The following is a 17,557-nucleotide window of genomic DNA, read 5'->3' on the forward strand; positions in this document are numbered from 1 at the left end:
TTCCCTGTTCCATGCATCAGTCGCTGGTGCAAATGCAAGTGCCATCCTATATAGTCTCGTAGAGACTGCAAAAGCAAACAATCTGAACGTGTTCCAATATATCTATACATTGCTGTTGTACATGCCGGGTTACAAAAATGGGCCTGATGGTATTGAACAATTACTGCCATGGAGTGATTTCATAAAAGAGCATTGTTCCAGATTAATAGATGTTGAAACAGTAACGGTTGAAGATCATCCAGCCATGACTGTTTAAATTTATTGAAAACTAGTAAACGTTGGGAAAGTCTATACGCTATGTTATTCATCGCTTACAAAATATACTCAAATAACGATTCTGAAGTTCGTGCAATTAATAATGTTAATTTTGAAATTCATAAAGGCAGTATCGTTGGAATCATGGGGGCATCAGGTTCAGGGAAAACAACATTGCTTAATATGGCAGCTACTGTTGACACGCCAACAAGTGGAACTATTATCATAAATGGGCAAGACTTGAAAACAATTTCCCAAAAAAATTTAGCAAAGTTCCGGCGTGAAAATCTTGGGTTTGTGTTTCAAGACTATAATCTTCTTGATACTTTGACAATTTATGAAAATATTGCATTGGCTCTAACAATTAAAGCATTCCCTAAAGAGAAAATAAAAGAAAAAATTGAAAGCATAGCGGACACTTTGAATATTTTTGACGTGCTGCAAAAGTTTCCTTATGAAGTGTCTGGAGGTCAACGTCAGCGTTGTGCCTGTGCAAGAGCTATTGCCGTAAATCCTAGTATAATTCTGGCAGATGAACCTACGGGAGCTTTAGATACTATTTCTGCAAAGCAGTTATTAGATACCATATATTTGCTTCGTCAAAAATATAATGCGACTATTTTGTTAGTGACTCATGACACAGTATCTGCTAGTTATTGTGATAGAATTTTATTTTTGCAAGATGGTAAGATTCTTACGGAAATTCAAAGAAAAGAAGAACCTAAGCAGTGCTTTTTCACTCGTATATTAGATACAATAGCTAAAATTGAGGGAGGTGCTAACCATGTACTTTAGATTAGCTCTCAGAAATGCAAAACGCTCTATGATTGACTACCTATTGTATACTTTTACTTTAGTAATTCTACTCACAATTATGTCTGTCAGCAATTATATTTCGATGATTAGTAATATTAATTTTGGTTTTCAAACAGTATCTCTCCCCATACTGATCATTCTGATTTCAATTGTGCTTGTGGGATATATCAATAAATTTATGTTAACGCAGCGGTCTAAAGAATTTGCAAATTATTTACTTATGGGAATGGAAAAAAATTATTTAATTAAAATGTTCGTGATAGAATTTAATGGAATCAGTCTTATATGTTTTTTCATTAGTAGTTTACTTTGTTTTCCAATTTGCTATTTGACTGCGATTTTACTCAATATAAATATGTCAGTAATTATATTCATTCAAAGCATATTTCACGGAGTCATTTATTTTATAATCATTGAATCGTTTTCCACTTGTTTAATTATATATCGTATAAAAGATTTACAGATATGTGAACTAATGAAAGAGAAAAAGCGTAATGAAAGTTCAACTGTAAAATATAATTATCAGTTTTGGTATTTTATATTTTTGAGTAGTTTTATATGTTTTGTATTTATGCTTTGCGCAATAGTGTTTTCATCAGAAGACTTTGTATTTCTTTTAATACCGAGTATTTCTTTACCAATATTACTGAACGTATTTTCATTTTATAATTGGTTATTTCAACTGCTAATTTCAAAAAGAAAAGAATGCAATGAAAAGCTGTATAAAAAAGAATATCTCTATTTAGTTGGTAAAATCACTTCCGCTTCAAAGAGTAACACTATCATAAATACTGTTTTTTGTTGCTGTTTGCTGTTTTCAGCAATGGCATTCATATTCGGTGTACTAATGTTTACAGACACAGATTTGTTTTTAAATAAAGATATTCAAAATTGGATGGGAGTATTACAAATTTTCATCTGTATAATTTTTATTGTTTTATTTTTCTCTATTATTTCATTAAAAGAGATTATAGAAAATAAACATAAGGAAGAGGAAGTAAGGCTATTAACTTATCTAGGAAAAGATAAAAAACAACTGAAATCATTAATAAGAAAACAAACATTAATAAATTTATCTATACCTTCATTTATGGCTTTTGTTATATTGTTAGTTGCTACACCACTAATTAATCATAAGGTAAACACTTTGCTTCCAAACGTATTGAATAATATTTGTTTATATTCATTAGGTGTCTACACTTTATGTTTTCTGGTATTGTACTTTTGCTACTATATTATTGTATATGTTATTAATACCAAAAATGTAAATTATTTACATTGATTTTTTAGATATAGATATTCTTAAATACATCAAATAAAAACCGCAGATTATGAATCATTAATTAATGAATTATAATCTGCGGTTTTGTAACATTTATCATATGCATCTTTTGTAAGTGGTAAAATAGTAGTAAATCAAATGCAAAACCTGAGTTATTGCTGATAAACCTTGTGTTTAAGCGATAATCTGTATATCGCTTTTAAACTTAATCAAATATAAATATATCCTCTATAGATGCTCCTACCACTCTGGAAATATCGATTGCCAGCTTTAACGATGGGTTATATTGAGCTTTTTCTAACCGCATTATAGTTTCCCGGCGTACTCCCACCTCATTAGCCAGCTCTTCCTGCGTCATTTCTTTTAACTGCCTGTATTTTTTTAAATTGCATACAAAATCTGCTCCCATATTACTCTATATCCTCTGTGTCGTATTTATAAAGCAGGTAACTTGAGAGGAATATAACCAGAGCAATGATAAGAGAAGAGGAAACGATATAGGCAATTGCAACCACATCCGTACTTAATTTATCCCCTACAAACCCCATGAACCAGGTCACAAGAAAGAGTATGGAAAATCCTGTTTTTAAAGCTGACAAATCAGCCCTGGTTTTCTCCTCCTTAAAACGCTCGTCAATGAGTGTATTGCTCAGCTTAGCCTCATAAAAAAAGCCAAAAAAACCGAAAAAGACAAAGAACATAAAAGGCCATACTGTCCGCTGTTCCATATACGTCATAATTCCAAAAAATCCGAAAAACCCGAAAAATCCAAACCACCCGAATTTCGGATTCAGGCTTCTGGTTTTGTTTTTTTCCTTATTAACTTTATTTACTTTGAAAGAACTAATTATCATACTGAATATGAAATAAAACATATAAATCACAAAACAGGCAGTCGCGATAATCATTGGCAAATCATTCGTCTGGAATTGGTAGGTACTGAAATCCATTGGCTTTACAAGCCTTCCTTCGTTATAAACAGAAGCATAAAATACTGCAGCAAATTGTAAAAGCATCAATAAAATTAAAACCGAAAACTTCTTATTTCGTTTCATTAATATCCCTCCTTAAAAGTGATTTATTTATCTCTTTACATGACAAATATATCACTTTATAACGAGGCTGTCAAGACTATATTGATACAAATATATCACTTTTAATGAAAACAAAATATGTACCTATTATTTTCGAACTGTGAATTTTACAACTTTCAGTGTATGATGCCGTGATAAATCTTTATCCACAACAAACGACTCTAGGGATAAAGTCTTTCCTGCCCATTTTTTAAGCTCTAAATTTTTTAAGGTGAAATAACCCTTACTGTCAGACTTTACAGTCTGGATTCTTTTTCTGGATGGATCCCGGAGCACTATGGTAGCATTTTTATTAGCTTTTCCTGCAATTTTTTTCGTTTTCTTTGTAATCTTATCAATAGATGAGGGCTTCATAATGTTTATGGTTTTTACAAGCTTCTGAAGCCGGAGTGTGTTTTGATACCAGGTGTTATTATTTCTAAATGCAATTGGAGCCTTTTTATCCAGTTCTTTTTTGTTTAGACGATTGTTTTTCAATTCAAGATTAACAAAATTTGTATGCTTTGAAAGATTCGGCAGTTTCGTTATTCGATTCCCGTCAGCCATAAAATATTGTAAACCCGGCAGATTTTTTATTTCATTTACACTGGTGAGCTTATTTCCCATAACACTTACATATTCTAAGTTGACCAAATGCTTGATCTGTCTTATACTTGTCAGCTGATTAGCATCAGCATAAAACATCGCTAACTTTCTTAAGTGCTCTACTCCTGAAAGGCTTTTTAACTTATTCATGGCTACATCTAGACAGTCAATCTTCACTAGCCTTTCAATACCGGAAAGGGATGTAATTTGATTTTGTGATACGTCCAAATCTCTCAAGCCGCGCAGCGTTTTTAATTCTGAAATACTGGTAATCTGGTTATTCGAAAAATCTATTCCACTTAAATTTTTCAGTTTTTCTATCCCTTTTAAGGACCTTATTTTCAGCTTTGTATCTTTAATATAGTAGGTATCCAATTGAGTTATTTCAGCAGCTTCCTTCTCTGTAAATGTTTCATCGTCATTTTTCTCCATTTCCCTTAAAATAGTCAGATACAGGGCTTTGTCCGGAATACCTGTTTCATCATTGGGAATCACCTTGCTTTCTGCTAAAACATTCATCGGCAGCAATACCATCATAAACATTAATATCGCCAATGTCCACATCATACCATGTCTTTTTTTCATATCCTTTCCCTCTCTTTCCCTTTTTCATAAATGCTGTATATGTAAAATTAAATTACAAAACTATTTTATCATATTAATCTCAAATTTACATCAGGAAACGGATTATTGAAGGATATTTTTTGGAAAGGGATTAAATAGTCCGGGTGATTAGCTCCTCCAAATTTTAGTATACAAAATCAATCAGCCACATTTTAATCTTTTTAAACAAATTTTTCTTTTTCAAAATAAGATGCAATGTCTCATCTTTCAGCTGCTCTGCCATTTCCCTCTGCTCCTTTGAAACATCCAGATCACCATAAACTGCTCCCTGTACCACATCCAGTATCTCCCTGAATTTTTCTCCAAAATCTTCAGAATATTTTTCTGAAAGAATTCCTACATAACCATAATGGGATCCCTTTGCTTTCGGGGTCTTATCATAGTGAAGCAAAAATAAAATATAAGCATAGAGATGCTTTACCGCCAACCTATTATCAGCTACACGGAAACTCTTTTTACGATTTGCAAGTTTCCTTCTGTGATAAAGTACATAGATCAGCAATGATAATATTAAAATGACAGCCAGAGCTACTGCGGCAGTCACTAACATCTTTTTCACGGGTACTTCTGCCTTTTTGCCTGTCTTCTTTTTCTTTAATTCTTTTTCCTCATCTTTTATCTTTTCTGATTTGCCTGAGTCATCTGACTGACCGCCGTCTCCTGTAAGTGCAGGAGCCTGTGAAAATTCCGGTCTTTCCATAATGCCCAGATAAGGTGGTGTTGCTTCCATAGGTACCCAGCCAATGCCGTCCTGATAGACTTCTACCCAGGCATGGGCATTTTCTCCGGTAATTTCGATTGGTTCATAAGCCTCCACACCTTTTACGTCCTCCGGTGTCACAAGATAACCTTCCACATATCTTGCAGGAATACCCAGATACCGGTACATCAGAACTGCAGCTGTTGCATAGTGGGCGGAATATCCTTTTTTCTGGCTCTGAAGAAACCATTGCATAAAATCATAATTTCCTGAAAAGGTATCCACTTCTTCCGAATATTCTATATTCTTGTCCAGATATCCCATAATCAAAGCATTTGCTTCTTCATAGGGATAATGAGCACTCCCTGATGCCTCTTCTATTTTCAGAAGGCTTTTCAGAATCTGTTTCTGGTGGTCCGGTATATCCAGGTAATTCCGGTAGATAAAGGCATTGTAGTAACTTTCATTTCCCGCATATTCAGCTGCAGTATCACTATTCCTGATTTCATAAAACTTTGATGCCAGTGTAGGATACCGTTTCACCAGATTACTGTTTGCAGTATAGTGATACAGGCGGTTTCCAAACAATCCTTGTGACTTTAAGGAAACATCCCCCAGATTTTTACTCCCATCTATCTTACCGGGATCAGCCTTTAGTTCATAGGGGGTATAGATGTATTTACTGTTTGCATTTACATTCTGCACCGTAATCTCCACAGTCTCATCATCCGTTTTCCCATTTTCCAGCTGATTCACCAGGGAGAGCTGGTTTAATCCATTAAAATTTGTTTCGTGAAGCCAGTAAAACAGGTCCTTCGCTTCATAATAGACGGATTTTTCTAACTCTTTCCAGCCATTCTGGGTGTAAGTACTTCCAACAAACCCGCGCAAATACAAGGATTCCGGCTTATCCATCAGCACTTCCAGTGCAGTTGTATCCTTCAATGTCAAATTTCCCAGTCCCTTAAATTGTCCCTGTGTAAAAGAATTGGTCTTCTCTTTTTCATAGCGTATATTGGAAATTGTTTTTGCTATTCCTTCTTTTACCGCCTCTGCAATTCCTGCTTTCGTGTAGCTATTTACAGATACTGTACTGACCATCAATCCCAGGAGCGCTGCAAAAGCAACCGTTAGTATTCCGGATACCTGCAGGATTGCCAAATATTTACCATTGCCAAATGCCCTCCGGTTTTTCCTGCCATGTACAAAAAAACTCAATAGAACCATTACGGAAGCCAGCATCATTATCACAGGTATGATACCATAGTTTTCACCAGTACATAATTCCAGCAGCAATAATGGTAATACACTTATGCATAAGAGTACTATACTGCGCAGCCGGATAATTACGGTTACAACTGAAGCAGACAGCAGGCAGCTCCATATCCAGAACAGGCAAAGGGATATTCCATGTAATTCCTCAGCTATACCAATATCATAAACTTTCAGGAAAATTCCAAAGTTTCTGCCGACTACCTGCCCAATCCGGTTCATGGTCAGCAGAAAGCCGTACAGCATCAACTCCTGGCGTATTAAGAGAAACAGGATTCCAACAGCAGCCAGAAGCGCCGTACCTGCCTTCACATAACGGCTGTACTTTCCCTGTAACTGCAGCAGTATCAGGATCAGCAGTCCAAAAGCTGCCGAATAGTATACCTGCACCGGCAGATCAAGAAGATAAATAAAAGACAAAGAGATGCCAAGATAAAGCAAAAAAGCCGGAAGTAATCCTGCCAGCAAGTGAAACAAACCCTCTCTGCCACTATTTTTCCGATTTTCCAATTGAATTGTAATCTGAGATTTTTTCTTAACTGTGTTTCGATTTCCATTTTTCATATCATTGTATCCCCTATATTACCAACTGGCATAATTCTTCTGTCATTGTCTCCGGTGTAAATACTACCAACGAATGGTCCAAATTCCCGGATACTTCCTGCTTATTTATCCGGCACTGCAAAACAGCCACAGAACAAATCTCACTTAAGCATTTCAGATCTTCTCCACCATCTGAGGCTGTTATATAGATCACATGGGCATAGGGATTGTCAATACAGTCCTCTAAATAATAATGGAGGCTGGTCTCTCCCAGCTCTTTATTCTGAATTCCGAGAAATCCTGCTGTCATCTCTGCTAACTCATCCACCGATGTAACATCCTGTCGGCGGTAGAGCCCCTTTTCCTGATCATACCACCCTAAAGTATGAAGATGCCCATTCTGAATCAGAGACTGGGATACTGATAAAAAGGATTCCATCATTGCATCGCGAAGCGCGGCTTTTTCTTTCTTCTTTTCAAAAGATGCCGTTTCATATAACAGAATTATGGAATTTTCTACAGGAAGGCTGAGTTCCTTTACATATAACCCATCCAGCTTGCCGGATACCTTCCAGTGGATATTCTTCGGACTGTCTCCCGCCTGATATTCCCGCAGGCCAAATATTTCACTTGGATCATCCCCTCTTTTGCTGTCTGAATAAGTAATGCTGTCCCAATTCGCACTCAGGCTGTCGCTGATTTGTACATTTGCAGGAAATATGTCGGGTAATATTACAATATGTCCATGTTGATCCGGCTTCTCCCGCGCAGTAAAAATCCCAAGCCAGTCATATAAAGTTACCTTTTCAATGGTCACCTGTACATTTCCGCAATATCTGCTTTTCAGATTCCAGTTCAGCTTTTCCGTTTTTCCTGCCGGTATGGCGCAATAAATCTCCTGGGTCTGAGTCTCTCCGGTCAGCTGATTAAAAAACTGAAGGTAGCAGCACACTTTCAGCACAGGGAAAATACTCTGATTCTGAATGCTGAGTTCCCCTTGTACCTGCTTTCCCTTGCCTGCCATGGACACCGCCTGAAAGGAATATGACAATTTGTGACGGACAGTCAGAATTGCCGCCCCGCAGACAGGGATAATTGCCACAGATGCAATCAGGAGAAAAAATGCCCAGTATGAGTCTGAATAGATGTACAGGATTACCGTCCCCAACAGCCATACTCCATAGCATATTCTTGTCTTTAACATAAAGTCCTCCTGGTTATGCGATTTCCGGTACAGAAACGGTCTTAGTAATTTCTTCCATAATAGACATGGCAGATACTCCGGTTACCTTTGCCTTGGGATGGAGTATCACACGATGGCTGCTGACGGAGGGGAAAATACCGATGACATCTTCTGGGGTCACATAACCACGTCCGGCTATATAGGCAGATGCTTTCGCCATATTATTGACCGCGTAGGCACCACGGGGACTTACGCCCAGCTGAATATATTCATGGCTTCTGGTCGCTTCTGCAAGCCTTGTTATATAACGCAGTATCTCTTCTTTTACCTTAACCCTGGACACTTCCATCTGCATCTCTTCCAAATCGGCCTTGTTAATTACTGCTTTGATTGTATCCAGCGGCTGGATTTCCTGACGGTCCTTTAAGATATTGACCTGACTCTCAAAATCCGGATATCCCATTTCCAGTTTTACCATAAAACGGTCTAACTGGGACTGGGGAAGCAGCTGTGTACCGGCGGAACCAAAGGGGTTCTGGGTGGAGATTACAACAAAGGGTTTTGGTACCTCATAGGTATTTCCGTCAACAGTAACATTTCCTTCCTCCATAACTTCCAGAAGTGCAGCCTGGGTCTTACTGGAGGTACGGTTGATCTCATCTGCCAGCAGCAGGTTACACATAACTGCTCCGGGCTTATAAACAAACTCACCGCTTTTTTTATCATATACCGTATATCCTACAACATCGGACGGAATAACATCAGGGGTAAACTGGATTCTCTTGTAATCCAGTCCCAGTGTTTTGCTGATTGCAAGTGCCAGTGTGGTCTTGCCCACTCCGGGTATATCCTCCAGTAAAATATGTCCCTTTGCCAGAATTGCCATCAGCACTTTTTGAATAACTTCCTCTTTTCCTACGATAACCTTTTGTATTTCCTGAACTAACTGTTCTGTATGCTTCATGTATGTATACCTCTCCTTCCTGACCTTTAAAATATTCCATGTTTGATATTAATTCTCTTTAATTTTCTTCCGATTGGACCGATTCCCAGCATCAGAAAAACCACATTGGATATGGCATACTCGATGCTTACCGGAAGTGCGATAGCCTGTACCGTCAGATATCTCGCCAGACTGAAGCTTCCGTCAAATGAAAGCACCGTCCATATGTCCATAATGGCTGAATATCCAAATCCCGCCAGGAACCCGTATACTGCCAAAATTCCTCTGTTCTTCAAAATTTTCTGCATCACCGGCAGCCCCGCAATCAGCCCCAGGCTTCCCCAGGCAAGCATCTGAAAAGGCGTCCAGGGCCCCTGCCCATAAAACATATTTGAAATAATAGCTGACAGCGATCCTATTAAAAATCCGGATTCCGAACCCATATAGATAGCAGCGATCACCACAATCGCTGTTACCGGTTTAAAACCGGGCAACACCGCAAAAATCAATCTTCCCACAACGGATATCGCCACCATTACTGCCAGGACTACCATTCGGCGTATGCTGCCTTCCTTTTTTTCATATGCCATATAAAACGGTATGCAGGCAAGAAATGCAATCAGTATTGAGATCAGATTATACCTTCGGTCCTGAAACATACGCACACCGAAAACAATTACCCCAAAAGCTGCCAGTATCAGCAGGACATTTATAGTTATCCGCTTTTTACTCATACCTGCTTCCTCCCGGTTGTCCTGCACATAGCGATAACATCCTCACAGGTAACCACATCCCTGTACATATGCCTTGCAATCCGGTTTGCTGCCGTGGTATAAAAACTGTTATTGCAGAAAAAATTCTTTGGAAGATCAATAAAGGTTACTTCTTTGTCAAAAAACATACCGCACCTGTCCGATGCCTCTGCTGCAAATTCCACATCATGAGTTACCATCAGTATGGTTATCCCATTTTTCTTTAAATCTCTCATAATTTCCAGTAACCGATTCTTCGAAGATGCGTCAATTCCCTTGGTAGGCTCATCCAGCAGCAAAATTTTAGGTTTTAACAACAGCATTTTCCCGATGGCTGCTTTCTGCTGTTCTCCGCCGCTTAAATCATAGGGGTGCTTGGGAAGAATGTGTTCAATTTCTAGCATCTTGGCCGTCTGCTCAATCATCCCACTCAATTCTTCCTTATCATAACCCATCACTTTCCCCATTTCCTCATAATCTTCCCATACACTTTCCTTTAAAAATACCGTCTGGGGATTCTGAGGCAGTGATGCCAGGATCTGTCGGTACAATTCATTTCCTTTATACGCTTTCTGTTTCTTACCAAAAATTTTGATTTTTCCTTTATATGCATGGTTTACATGAGAGATCACACTGAGCAGTGTGGTTTTCCCGGAACCATTGCTTCCCAAAATGCTAACGATCTCCCCTTTATATAATTCCAGGCTGACACCCTCCAGGATATCCGGCAGCTCCCGTTCATATCGAAACCAGACGTCTTTCATGGACAGTACTATTTCCTGCTTCAGCCCTTGCTGCGTGAATTCATGATCCCTGTGAATGGATTCGCTCTTCTGATCCAGTTCTGGTTCCTCCTTGTACCACGTACTTAAAAACTGGCGCCCCTCTCTTACCGTAAGCGGACAGGCACAATCCACATCCAGCCCGTTATAGATCCGTACTGCACTGGGCAGTCCAAGCATCATTTTATGGTTTGCTTTAATTTCTTTTAATTTTTTTCCTGCTTCCCTGGGATTCTCCCACAACAGCAGCTTACCCTTTTCCATAATCCCAACTTTATCCGCAGCCGGGAAAACATCTTCCAGGCGGTGCTCCGTCAATATAATCGTGGTTCCAAGCTCCCGGTTCAGCTTTACAAGGGTAGCGATAAAATCAGATGATGCAATGGGATCCAGCTGGGAAGTGGGCTCATCCAGAATCAGCAGTCTGGGCTGCATTGCCATAATAGATGCCAGATTCAGCAACTGCTTCTGCCCTCCGGAAAGCTCAGAAGTATTTCTGCGAAACCAGCCGTCTATGCCAAAAAAACAAGCCATTTCTCCCACTCTTCTGCGAATAATCTGATTATCAAGCCCCATATTTTCCAGACCAAACGCAAGCTCATGCCACACTTTATCCATCACGATCTGGTTTTCCGGATTCTGCATAACATATCCGATATCGCAGGCACTAACACGGTCTGTTAATTCCTCCTGCCTTACCCCCAGATAACGCACTTCTCCGTCTTTCTCCCCATGGGGTGCAAGCTCTCTTTTTAATAATCGAAGCAATGTGGTTTTACCACAGCCGGATTCCCCGCACAGAACAATAAACTCTCCCTCTTCTACCGAAAAGCTCACATGATCCAGTGCACTTGCCTCCTGTTCCGGGTATGTAAAACTTAAATTCTCGACCTTAAGTATTTCCATTGTATTTTCTCCTTCAATTCCAGTAATCCGGGAAGTATCATAAATAATAAAACGACAGCATACCGCCAAATATCTCCGGCTTTCGTTCCAATCCCGGAGACAACCGGGTAGTAGTAAAAATCAAGTTTACCGGCAAAATAATTTCCGCCTATATAAAACATCATAATCCCAATCGCTGTAATTAAAATAACATCTGCCTTCCGAAACCGGAAAAGAGAAAAATTCTTTCTCCCTGGCAGCCCGTATCCTCGCGCTTTCATTGCATCGGCAGTTTCAATAGAATTTTCAAGAGACCAGGACAGCAGGCTGTCAAATACCCTCATAGAACTACCCAGCTTGTCAAACTTACTGTCCCTGGCATACAGCCCCATTGCCTTCTGTGCCTGGTTAATTTTTTTGATCTGTACTTTAAAGAGGGGAATAAAGCGCAGCGCCATAGACAGCACCAGCGACAATTTCGGAATCGTTTTCCCAAACAGATACAAAAACTTATCCGATGTCATAATGACGTTTATACATTTACACCAGAACATTACCCCCACAATCATAACGGCGATGGCGCCTCCATACATAATCGCTTCCAGGGTAACCGGATTGTCATTCATGAAAAATAAAATTGTCTCTCCATTATGCGAAAACAGGGGATTGGTGATTGCCAGCAGAAGAAACAGGAAAAAATAGAATACCAGGTTGCGCGCCACAATACGGGCGGGATGCAGCATGGAAAAAAAGAGAATTGAACCAAACAGCGTACACAGTAAAATCACCGGATGCGCAGTAAACATGGTAAACAAAATAACACATACATAATATAAAAATAATACAATCGGATGGTATTTTTCAAAACCGCTCATGTCTTTCTCCTTCGCTTACTCATTCTTCTGTCTCAGTAGCTTTGCTGTCATTTTGCGTATCGAAGCTTCCTCCAATATCCCGTCCAAGGTCACAGGTATAAACAAATTCGATTATATCCTTATCCTTTGGTTTATAACGGCTGCAACCGTAATCCGGAAATGCTCCGTTTACCCGGTACATCCACCCGCTCAGGGGACCGCAGGAATATTCATACAGAAAATTTATCCCCTGAATGTAGGCACTTCCGTAAACGTTATCCTGTGCCCCCTGATATTCCATATGAATTTTTTCATGGCGCGTAGCACGGTTTAAAATATCAAAAACGGTGTCCTTCGGACGCAGTACATATTTTGTCGGTGCTAAGATTACACTGTCTGCCGGAACGTATTTTTCATCCTGTAGTTCCGGTTTAAGCTGATCCCAGTTATCCAGGATTGTATCGCAACGGATGCTTAATGTAACAGTCTGGGAATCTTCTGTGATATCGTCCACATGAGTGAGGTAATAATCTTCCACAGACTGGAACTTTGTACCTTTAAACAGAACGATGATAATGATAGCCGCAAAGGCAAGTATCAGTAAATCTTTTTTCATTTGTGTACCCATTTCCGATCACAGAGTTTCTGTGATACAGTCACTGCAAAAAAAGGTTAAAAACCTTTGTGACTTCCTTTCTAATTGCTATTTTTCAACCTTTATGGAATGCTTAACCGTTATGCTTTCAGTCCGTAATTGTTATCATAGTCTTCTTCACCTTCGTGGCTTATCTTCGTTTTCGTCATAGTCTTCTTCATCGTCTTCATCATCGTCGTCATCATCGTTATTGTCTTTCATAAATTTCTCATTCTTTCGCCGTTTCCTCCTGCTCATGCGAATTACTACAATCACAACCAGTATAATCACACAAATTCCGAAGAAAGCTGCCACAATTATAGCCGTTATCTGATTCTTAATTCTTACATTTGCCTGTACAATATCCTCATATTGTAAGATCTTTGTCCGGTCATAGGCACTGAGGCTTTCGATTTTATTTTGTATTTGCTTCACTTCTTCCCTGTCTTTTAAGGATATTTTGTCCAGTGGATACAGCTTCTTTGTTACTTCTTCATTAATTGATTTTATCGTTTCTTTAATCTGATCGATCTCCTGTGATTTTTCTTCCAGTTTTTCTTTATACTGCTTATAGTCCTCTTTATTATCGGACTTTCGGTATTTGTCCAGGAGCGTAACGACTTCCACGTAAGATTCGCTGGTAATGGGATCGGGCAGACTTTCTACTTTTTTTGCATCTTCATCTGTAAAATGGATATTTGCGGACATGTCAAGGTCCTGTCCAAAGAGAGATGTGACTGAACCATTTCCCTTTGTATTCACCCCCATATGTTCAGACAATGGCTCCGTGTTGTTTGCAATCCCATTTTCAGCCATTTTATCTGCCAGGACAGCATAGGAGTAAACATAGCTTCTTTCTTCTGGCGGAATTTGTTCATATGCATCGTAAACCGCTGTGATTTCCTCTGGTGATGTATCTTCCTTCAGGTTATGTATCCGGGTTTCCAAATCCGATATCTGTTTTTTTAATTCCGCTGTCTGTTCCGGACGGAAATCATAGAAATTCCGCATTCCCCCATAGAAGCGGCACAGAGCTGTCAGCGCACATAATGCCTGGTCACTTGCCATGGTATTGGATTTATCCGGGTCGGCATTGGGGTTCTCCTCATCAAATTCTTTGGAATGGATGAATCCCCCTTCTTCCATATGGTACTGCATCAACCCATCAATGACGGTATTTCCATTTTTAATAAACCGCTGATCATTTCCGGGATCGATGCCCAGACTTGCCAAAGCGATCAATACCTGGGAACAGCTTTCCGAATTCTCCGATCCCCAGCTTGTGAAGCCGCCCGATTCCTGCTGGCTGGATGAGAGGAATTGCAGGGCTTCGTCCACGACCTGCCGGACACTTTTTTCCTGTTCCTGCTTCGTTCCCTGCTTCGTTCCCTGCTGCACATAACGATAGGTCTTCTCACTGTTATAGTAAGGTGCCAATGCCTGAAGTGCCATGGCAGTCATATCCACATCCGATTGAGCATCTAAGGATGTCAGATTAAACCCGCCATCCTTAATCTGGCTGCTGAGAATCCTCTCCAGCAAACCCTCTCTCGTATCTGCCGCATCCGCCGGAATATCATAACGCATGCTATCCATGAGCAGAAGTCCGAAGATCAGTCCGTTAGTTCCCTGTATACCCAGTGACATTACCTTGCCCCGATTATAGCTGCCATCCGCCACCAGATCAACTGGATTGCCCTCCTGATCCTCTCCTATGGAAACCGGATCTCCTCCTGCTGACAGCACCGCAAGTGCGATTCTCTGCCATTCCGTCGCTTTTGTACGGTCTAAATATCCATTTTCCTGATAGGATTTACTGATATACGCTGCCGTAACGGCAATATAAGCATTGTAATCATCTGCATATCCACTTCTGCCTATGCCAATAGCTGCCCAATCCCCTGAGGTAGATCCCACACTGTCTAAAAAGACTTCTGACATCAGAGGTTCATCCATGCTGACGCCTGAAATGGCTTTGCGCCAGTTTATAATGCCCTCCATGACATTTAACAGTTCGTCCGGGGTATAATCTTTGTGGGATGCTTCTGCAGTAATTGTGAATATACCTGCAAGGAGACAGCAGGCAGTACACATTACCAGAAGCTTCTTTATTAATTTATCTGCGTTCATTTTTAATCTCATAATGATTACCACTCCTTATCCCAGACGACTGATCCGGTGTCGGTGCCGTTTTGATTGCCATCTGGTGGCGGATTATTACCGCCCATTGCGTCGCCGCCGCCGATGTCCTTGCCGTATGCGAGGGTGAAACGGATGCGGATGTCATCACCGTCTTTTGGATAATACTGCGCAAAGCCCAGATTTGGATATTCTCCATTTACCATGTACATCCAACCGGAGCCTATTGTGAAATCAAATTCACCAAGGCTGTTATTTCCTAAATATTTTTCACGAAATACTACTCCGGTTCCATTATCCCATTCCAGTAATTTTTCTTTTAAATCTTCCGGAATTGCCGGTTTGCTGAATAATTCATAATCCGTATTGATCCTTTCCAGATAATAACCTTCATCTAATGATCCCGAAGAATCAGCAACTATATTATAATTTTGTAAAATAGGATCTATTATATGAGCCAGGTTTACTCCCTCTTTTATATCAACCGTTTCATTAAATATATTCGCTACGCCAACTGTTGTGGCTTCCATGGATACGTGAATTGTTCCTACGATCTTTTCACCATCTGATGGAAGATCCGGATCTGATGTAATGATTATACGTCTAAAACCAGTTTTATTATTGTTTATATCATAAGCGTATATTTCTATTGTATTTGGTCCAGGATTTAAATCAACATTATATGAAGTCTTATCCACATTGGGTTGTACATACATTATTTCTTCACCATTTACAAATACCTTGAAATTTTCTGCTGTAATATAATTTCCTTTATAATCCTTACAAGATATATAAAAACTAAATTTCCCTGGAACTTTTACTTCATTTTGTTCTATTTCGAATAAATCAGTTATAATTGTAGGTTTAAAAGGATCAATTTCTTCACCATCCTCATCTACAGCAAATGTATACGTCACATCAATTGACGTTCTTTCAGAACGTTCATTTCCGTCTACAGCATATAAATCAAATGTGTATGTTCTATTAACTTCAAAAGAGACCGTATAATTACCATTTTCATCAGCAGGAATTTCATTACCTTCACATAATACTAGCATTCCCACTTCTTGTGAGCCTCTCAGCCCATGTGCATAAAATGTAATTTCAGGCACATCCACTACTTCAAAATCCCATAAATTTGTACTGATTGACCAGTCACTAATGGGTTTATTATAGGTAATGGTATACTTTTTTTCCTCCCTGCTCTCACCACTGACCGTAGATACAACAAACTGATTTTTCCCTTCCTGAAGCTTTACCTCATATTCACTGGACTCTGAATTAACCGATTTTCCGTTCAAGGAAACCGAAACGGGAATTTCTTTTCCGGCGGCTTCTGCATAAGCAGTGAATCTGTAACTGCTCTTTGTAACGGTATCTCCATTGTTTATGTTACAGTGCAATTGAATTTTTACCAACTCTAAATATACTGTATAAGTTTTCGATACGGTAAAGATCTTTTTTTCTTTATCACGATAAGTAACAGACACTTTTATCTTATTTTCTCCCGGTAAAAGTACTACATTGCCTGTAAATTCAAAATCCTCCCCGCTGTTTACCTTTACAGATACATTTCTTATGTTCAGTTCCTTATTTATCTGAGTTATTGCAAATGAATAGCTGCTCCTCGTCACTGTTTCACCGTCAATAATTGTTGTCTTGAAATATTCATTTTGCTGCTCACCTTTTGGTCCCAGCTCTTTATTCCCATTTTCTTTTCCTTTATCCCCAGGTCCATTACCATTGTTTTCTCCATTGCCATTTCCACTTTGACCATTTGACCCACCGGAATTATTGTTTCCGCTACTACCTCCATTGCCATTTGTGCCATTACTACCTGTTGGTTTTCCTGCATCAGCAGTCTGTCCCTGCTTGTTATCTGTTTTATTATCACTATTCTTCTTTTTGCTTTCTGAATTGTTCTGGTCTTCATCAGGTTCAGAATTTACAGAGGATGTTGTTGCAGCTGTTATCCCCTTGGGTAAAGTTGGTACCACTTCATTTGGACTTGTCAATTTTACCAGGGAGCTGTCCTTAGACAGTCCCTGGATTGGGTTGGATGGAACAGCTGAAGCCTGGCTGCTAAGGGCATTAATAAACGTAACGGAAAACAAAATAATTACCAGAAGAGTTGTGACACCCGTTGATGCGCTTCTATGCTTTTTTATACAGTCCTTAAAATATGACCAAAGTTTTCCCATCTATTTCACCTCA

At 39.4% G+C, this 17,557-nt stretch carries 15 protein-coding genes; 3 read left to right on the forward strand and 12 right to left on the reverse strand.

Translation table 11 applies throughout. The features are described from left to right. From RHS_RS04425 to RHS_RS04435, 3 genes are all read left to right on the forward strand, one after another. Window positions 1-256 (forward strand): transposase domain-containing protein (locus RHS_RS04425; RefSeq protein ID WP_395021281.1); only part of this gene is annotated, 256 nt, incomplete at its 5' end. Between the two features lie 41 nt (window positions 257-297). Then, entirely contained in the window at window positions 298-1,050 is a 753-nt protein-coding gene (locus tag RHS_RS04430; RefSeq protein ID WP_047832454.1) for an ABC transporter ATP-binding protein, read from the forward strand. After that, window positions 1,040-2,353 (forward strand): FtsX-like permease family protein, encoded by a 1,314-nt coding sequence (locus RHS_RS04435; protein WP_047832455.1) that lies wholly within the window; start codon window positions 1,040-1,042, stop codon window positions 2,351-2,353. Before RHS_RS04430 ends, RHS_RS04435 begins: the two co-directional genes overlap by 11 nt. Before the next feature lie 205 nt (window positions 2,354-2,558). Here RHS_RS04435 and RHS_RS04440 read toward each other — a convergent pair whose 3' ends face one another. From RHS_RS04440 to RHS_RS04495, 12 genes are all read right to left on the reverse strand, one after another. Further along, window positions 2,559-2,762, reverse strand: coding sequence for a helix-turn-helix transcriptional regulator (locus RHS_RS04440; protein WP_027292008.1), 204 nt, complete (start codon window positions 2,760-2,762; stop codon window positions 2,559-2,561). Between the two features lies 1 nt (window position 2,763). Continuing rightward, entirely contained in the window at window positions 2,764-3,408 is a 645-nt protein-coding gene (locus RHS_RS04445; protein WP_044293301.1) for a DUF3796 domain-containing protein, read from the reverse strand. 126 nt (window positions 3,409-3,534) lie between these two features. Next, window positions 3,535-4,617, reverse strand: coding sequence for a leucine-rich repeat domain-containing protein (locus tag RHS_RS04450; RefSeq protein WP_047832456.1), 1,083 nt, complete (start codon window positions 4,615-4,617; stop codon window positions 3,535-3,537). Between the two features lie 163 nt (window positions 4,618-4,780). Continuing rightward, on the reverse strand, window positions 4,781-7,192 hold the full coding sequence (locus tag RHS_RS04455) for a transglutaminase-like domain-containing protein (protein WP_047832457.1): 2,412 nt from the start codon (window positions 7,190-7,192) through the stop codon (window positions 4,781-4,783). 13 nt (window positions 7,193-7,205) lie between these two features. Next, a complete protein-coding gene (locus RHS_RS04460; protein WP_047832458.1) occupies window positions 7,206-8,375 on the reverse strand; it encodes a DUF58 domain-containing protein in 1,170 nt (389 codons plus the stop codon). Between the two features lie 13 nt (window positions 8,376-8,388). Beyond that, the gene (locus RHS_RS04465; protein WP_044288816.1) at window positions 8,389-9,318 is read right to left on the reverse strand and encodes a MoxR family ATPase; all 930 of its coding nucleotides are present in this window, start codon (window positions 9,316-9,318) and stop codon (window positions 8,389-8,391) included. Between the two features lie 26 nt (window positions 9,319-9,344). After that, the gene (locus tag RHS_RS04470) at window positions 9,345-10,031 is read right to left on the reverse strand and encodes an ECF transporter S component (RefSeq protein WP_083267648.1); all 687 of its coding nucleotides are present in this window, start codon (window positions 10,029-10,031) and stop codon (window positions 9,345-9,347) included. Next, a complete protein-coding gene (locus RHS_RS04475) occupies window positions 10,028-11,737 on the reverse strand; it encodes an ABC transporter ATP-binding protein (protein ID WP_047832459.1) in 1,710 nt (569 codons plus the stop codon). The genes RHS_RS04470 and RHS_RS04475 overlap by 4 nt, the downstream gene beginning before the upstream one ends. Continuing rightward, window positions 11,710-12,591: an energy-coupling factor transporter transmembrane component T gene (locus RHS_RS04480; RefSeq protein WP_047832460.1), complete on the reverse strand. Its 882-nt coding sequence runs from the start codon at window positions 12,589-12,591 to the stop codon at window positions 11,710-11,712. Before RHS_RS04480 ends, RHS_RS04475 begins: the two co-directional genes overlap by 28 nt. Window positions 12,592-12,610: 19 nt before the next feature. Continuing rightward, complete coding sequence (locus tag RHS_RS04485) at window positions 12,611-13,186, reverse strand: DUF4430 domain-containing protein (RefSeq protein WP_047832461.1); 576 nt, start codon at window positions 13,184-13,186, stop codon at window positions 12,611-12,613. A 156-nt stretch (window positions 13,187-13,342) separates the two neighbouring features. After that, window positions 13,343-15,346: a prenyltransferase/squalene oxidase repeat-containing protein gene (locus RHS_RS30080; protein WP_027292018.1), complete on the reverse strand. Its 2,004-nt coding sequence runs from the start codon at window positions 15,344-15,346 to the stop codon at window positions 13,343-13,345. 5 nt (window positions 15,347-15,351) lie between these two features. Beyond that, window positions 15,352-17,544 carry a DUF4430 domain-containing protein gene (locus RHS_RS04495; RefSeq protein WP_047832462.1) on the reverse strand — a complete coding sequence of 731 codons (2,193 nt, stop codon included), beginning with the start codon at window positions 17,542-17,544 and terminating at the stop codon, window positions 15,352-15,354. Window positions 17,545-17,557: the final 13 nt, after the last annotated feature.

It is taken from the genome of Robinsoniella sp. RHS (assembly GCF_001029355.1).
Taxonomy (GTDB): domain Bacteria; phylum Bacillota; class Clostridia; order Lachnospirales; family Lachnospiraceae; genus Robinsoniella; species Robinsoniella peoriensis.

Excerpts from the sequence above, each read along its gene's own strand:
- RHS_RS04430 (WP_047832454.1), top strand. The coding sequence starts at position 298 with ATGTTATTCATCGCTTACAAAATATACTCAAATAACGATTCTGAAGTT.
- RHS_RS04465 (WP_044288816.1), bottom strand. The coding sequence starts at position 9,318 with ATGAAGCATACAGAACAGTTAGTTCAGGAAATACAAAAGGTTATCGTA.
- RHS_RS04450 (WP_047832456.1), bottom strand. The coding sequence starts at position 4,617 with ATGAAAAAAAGACATGGTATGATGTGGACATTGGCGATATTAATGTTT.
- RHS_RS04485 (WP_047832461.1), bottom strand. The coding sequence starts at position 13,186 with ATGAAAAAAGATTTACTGATACTTGCCTTTGCGGCTATCATTATCATC.
- RHS_RS04480 (WP_047832460.1), bottom strand. The coding sequence starts at position 12,591 with ATGAGCGGTTTTGAAAAATACCATCCGATTGTATTATTTTTATATTAT.
- RHS_RS04460 (WP_047832458.1), bottom strand. The coding sequence starts at position 8,375 with ATGTTAAAGACAAGAATATGCTATGGAGTATGGCTGTTGGGGACGGTA.
- RHS_RS04470 (WP_083267648.1), bottom strand. The coding sequence starts at position 10,031 with ATGAGTAAAAAGCGGATAACTATAAATGTCCTGCTGATACTGGCAGCT.
- RHS_RS04455 (WP_047832457.1), bottom strand. The coding sequence starts at position 7,192 with ATGAAAAATGGAAATCGAAACACAGTTAAGAAAAAATCTCAGATTACA.
- RHS_RS04475 (WP_047832459.1), bottom strand. The coding sequence starts at position 11,737 with ATGGAAATACTTAAGGTCGAGAATTTAAGTTTTACATACCCGGAACAG.
- RHS_RS04445 (WP_044293301.1), bottom strand. The coding sequence starts at position 3,408 with ATGAAACGAAATAAGAAGTTTTCGGTTTTAATTTTATTGATGCTTTTA.
- RHS_RS04440 (WP_027292008.1), bottom strand. The coding sequence starts at position 2,762 with ATGGGAGCAGATTTTGTATGCAATTTAAAAAAATACAGGCAGTTAAAA.
- RHS_RS30080 (WP_027292018.1), bottom strand. The coding sequence starts at position 15,346 with ATGAGATTAAAAATGAACGCAGATAAATTAATAAAGAAGCTTCTGGTA.
- RHS_RS04495 (WP_047832462.1), bottom strand. The coding sequence starts at position 17,544 with ATGGGAAAACTTTGGTCATATTTTAAGGACTGTATAAAAAAGCATAGA.
- RHS_RS04435 (WP_047832455.1), top strand. The coding sequence starts at position 1,040 with ATGTACTTTAGATTAGCTCTCAGAAATGCAAAACGCTCTATGATTGAC.